Below are 3,412 nucleotides of genomic sequence, written 5' to 3' on the forward strand. Positions count from 1 at the left end.
TATATTGAACATCAAATTCTTGATTTATTTCCGGCATAATCAACCTGGACTTAATCATGCTTTATCTGCCTCCTGTATAACGGTATAATTATCTGCGATACATTCCGATCATCATTATCCTGTGGGATCATACCTATACCTGGTTTGTATATCTTATTTGCCTCTGTAAATGATAGATTAGTAAAATTAAAAAATGAAGTTTCAGCACAATTGCCACCCAGTTGTATTCCCATATGATATCCAGTCATAACATCATATACTTTTCGTCCACGACATTCTGACTGACTTGCTGTATCAATCAACCCTATACTGAATATGTTGTGCAGAGCGCCTTTCTCTACAACATTCTCTATAAATGGGACAATTCTTGTAATGCCTTCACTCGGCGAATACAATGTATTTAAAAACGCTTCCATATCTGCAATAAAAATATATGTTTCCTTAAACCGGGTCATCTGGCTATATATTTCATTCTCATCATAGCCTTGTTCCTTTACCTGATTTTTAAACTTATTTCTCTCCACAAATTCTGGAACCAGCATTGTAAAGTAATCTGCCTGTGCTGCTTCGCTATCTATATACGTTGCTCCCAACAATTCCGAATCAAGCTTGAACTCATTGGAACCATGTTCTATAACAACTATATCTGCATTTCTCATCAGTGCTGCATTCATCAATAACCGCATAACATTTTTCTTACCAGTTCTTGCTCTGCCCGTAATTGTATAGCAGAATGTTCTCCTAAGGTCTATTCCATATCCCTCCGCACTTACACTGTCATATCCTATCGGCAGCATATATCCATTACACATCTGTGCAACATCATTACGCCTCTTGAATATCTCCCACGTAGGTTTTTCTGGAATTTCAGGAACACCTTCCGCTACCTCAGTAGCTCCTTCAGCCATAGATGCACACATATTGCGAAGTAACTCTATACGTTCCATATCATCGCACCTATCCGTAGCTATCGCTGTCTGGAATTCCATTACTTCTCCATCGACCTTTATGAGTCCTCTTCCCTTTAGATTTTCCGGTTCAAGCTGTGAAACTTTTTTACTCTTAAAATAAGCGAGGCTCGTCTGATTATCTTTTGCTGAAATAATTCCATATACCATCACTCTCACCACCAATCTGTAACAGATGATTTCTTGTTACAAAAAATATAAAAATATCTGAATCTTACAGAATGGAAGTTCCATAAATTAATCCATGCCAGAGAAAACAGTTGCAATATCAGTTGTGACAAAAATGGAGTATGAATTTTATCAGTCGACAACTTATTTTAAAAAAAAGCTTTAAAAGTCAGTGATAACAGGAAATTTCAAAATAAAATGGATACGTATAATTATTTCGTGACTTTTTGTCACTGATTTTCTGTCACTCTTGAAATCGGCAGTTCCATTAAAAGTTCCTTATAATATTTTGTAGAATCTCAAGTGGAATTTATTTCAGATAAAATCATAACGAATTAAGATTAGGTCATTTCAAAGAAATTCAGATTAAAACGATTGCAGTTGATATGAAATCAACTGTGAGATGATACCCCATTGGCACTGGATACATACAGATAGCAAGGTCTCTCGCTGTCAGCCTACATTGAAACGATACCTGTGAATATCAAAATATATGACCACAACAAAAATACCCATCTGTACAACATTCTAAAATGCGATACAAATGGGTATCTACCAAACCTTATTATCTCACAAAATCATAATATTTCTAAGCATCTGTCTCAGCCAAATTTCTTTACGAACAAAGACAGACACTTTCACAGCTAAGAAATCCCTTAATCTGTCGATATCGGCAAAAATACGGGCAAAACAGCAATTATACGTATGCACCTGTGAATCTTCAAAGGCTGAAATTTATCTGACTGTTTTTGACATACCATCAATACCCGCAACAGACATCCCCCTGTGCTGTGCCATATGGCTGGGTAGCAACAGCATATGCAAAGATGCCAATCTTACTAATCCTGTCTCTGTTTCCAAGGATAACAACTTATATGCGTTTTATGAATACACCAATACTGATTAAATTTCTTATCCTAGGTCTTAAAATTATTCAAGATATCAGAATAAGGCATTTTCTTAACAATTAGTCGGATTGTCTTGATTTTGGCATATACTTTCATAAAAATATACTGTTGTAGATACCAGCCAAACTTGTAACGAAATCTTTTGTTATAATTTTATATCAATTGCTGAAAATGGCTATTTCACAGTATTTATGAGTATTTTAGCAAACAATAGTTCTGTGAAAGAATGAAATCTGTCTGCTTGCAATAAAGTCAGTAAAATCAATGATTTACCGTACCTTAGAAATAAATTGTCGGACAAATCCTTTTGTATACCTGGGGGCAAATTTCGCCATAAGGTGTCCTTTCCCCTTTAGGTAAATGACAAAAAGCTATTATTAATTTCTGCATTTCATTCACTTCGTGAACAGGCAGAAATTAAAATAGCTTTTTGAGTTAGGGACTTTGAAGTCCTAAAGTATAGACATAATTAAATTTAATTTTATAAATATTACATATTTTCTATAGCATCACTGATTCTATCATTTAGATATTCAATAAAATTTTTATAATTAATCTTGTACTTTTTATCTCCTTGTGACCACATCATAACGGCTCCAGTTTTTACATCAATACAATAAATCCATTCGTCACAATTTTCTATTACAATCTTATCGTCATTCAACCCATATGACCTGAATTCTAGTGTCTTTTCCACAAATATCATTTTGCCATTTTTACCTACACCCAATGTTTCAATGCCATCCAGTCCACCATGCCCATAATTTTTCAAAAACCAAACATACTGCTCTGGAATTTTTAAATTTAATATTTTTTCTGCATCATATAAATCTTTATCATCTACATTAGGATGTGTAAAATCACCTTTTTCTTCATATTGACTTATAATCTTAACAATTTTATCATACATATTTTATTTTCCTCCTACGATTTGCTCTGCTCTCCATTTCCAATATGAACGTCTAAAATTATTATATTGCTTATTCAATATTGGATCATTTCTAAAACTTGCTCCATCTTCGATAAGACCATGCAACTGTGAATAATATTCTTGATGTGTAATCTCTCGAATCTCAACCATTGGTCCTGCTTCTTTTTGCAAAATATGATGTAGTTGAATAGCATTACCATCTGTCCCTATAGGAGGCTTGCCAGCCTGCATACGTTCTAAGTTTGTTAGTCCTGTTGTCTCATCAAAATACTCAAAATCTATATCATTCCTTTGATATACCTTTCTACTTACATCTCTAACTTCTCCATTAACTTTAACTGTGCCTTCATATTCTACTGAAGTGTAAATTACAGAACCACTTCCACCCTCACAAGTAATACTTCTTTCAGACTCCACCCGTCCTTTGCTAGTAGACA

The 3,412-nt window shown here is 34.2% G+C and carries 3 protein-coding genes; all 3 read right to left on the bottom strand.

Annotated elements, in window-relative coordinates:
* Positions 1 to 50: 50 nt before the first annotated feature.
* Positions 51 to 1,118 (bottom strand): hypothetical protein, encoded by a 1,068-nt coding sequence (locus DXD11_RS13975; RefSeq protein ID WP_118758623.1) that lies wholly within the window; start codon positions 1,116 to 1,118, stop codon positions 51 to 53.
* A gap of 1,416 nt (positions 1,119 to 2,534) precedes the next feature.
* Positions 2,535 to 2,954: an SMI1/KNR4 family protein gene (locus DXD11_RS13980; protein WP_015533326.1), complete on the bottom strand. Its 420-nt coding sequence runs from the start codon at positions 2,952 to 2,954 to the stop codon at positions 2,535 to 2,537.
* A 3-nt stretch (positions 2,955 to 2,957) separates the two neighbouring features.
* Positions 2,958 to 3,412 (bottom strand): HNH/ENDO VII family nuclease (locus tag DXD11_RS13985; protein WP_199688749.1); only part of this gene is annotated, 455 nt, incomplete at its 5' end.

Source organism: Coprococcus sp. TF11-13 (genome assembly GCF_003481085.1).
GTDB classification, from domain to species: domain Bacteria; phylum Bacillota; class Clostridia; order Lachnospirales; family Lachnospiraceae; genus Coprococcus; species Coprococcus aceti.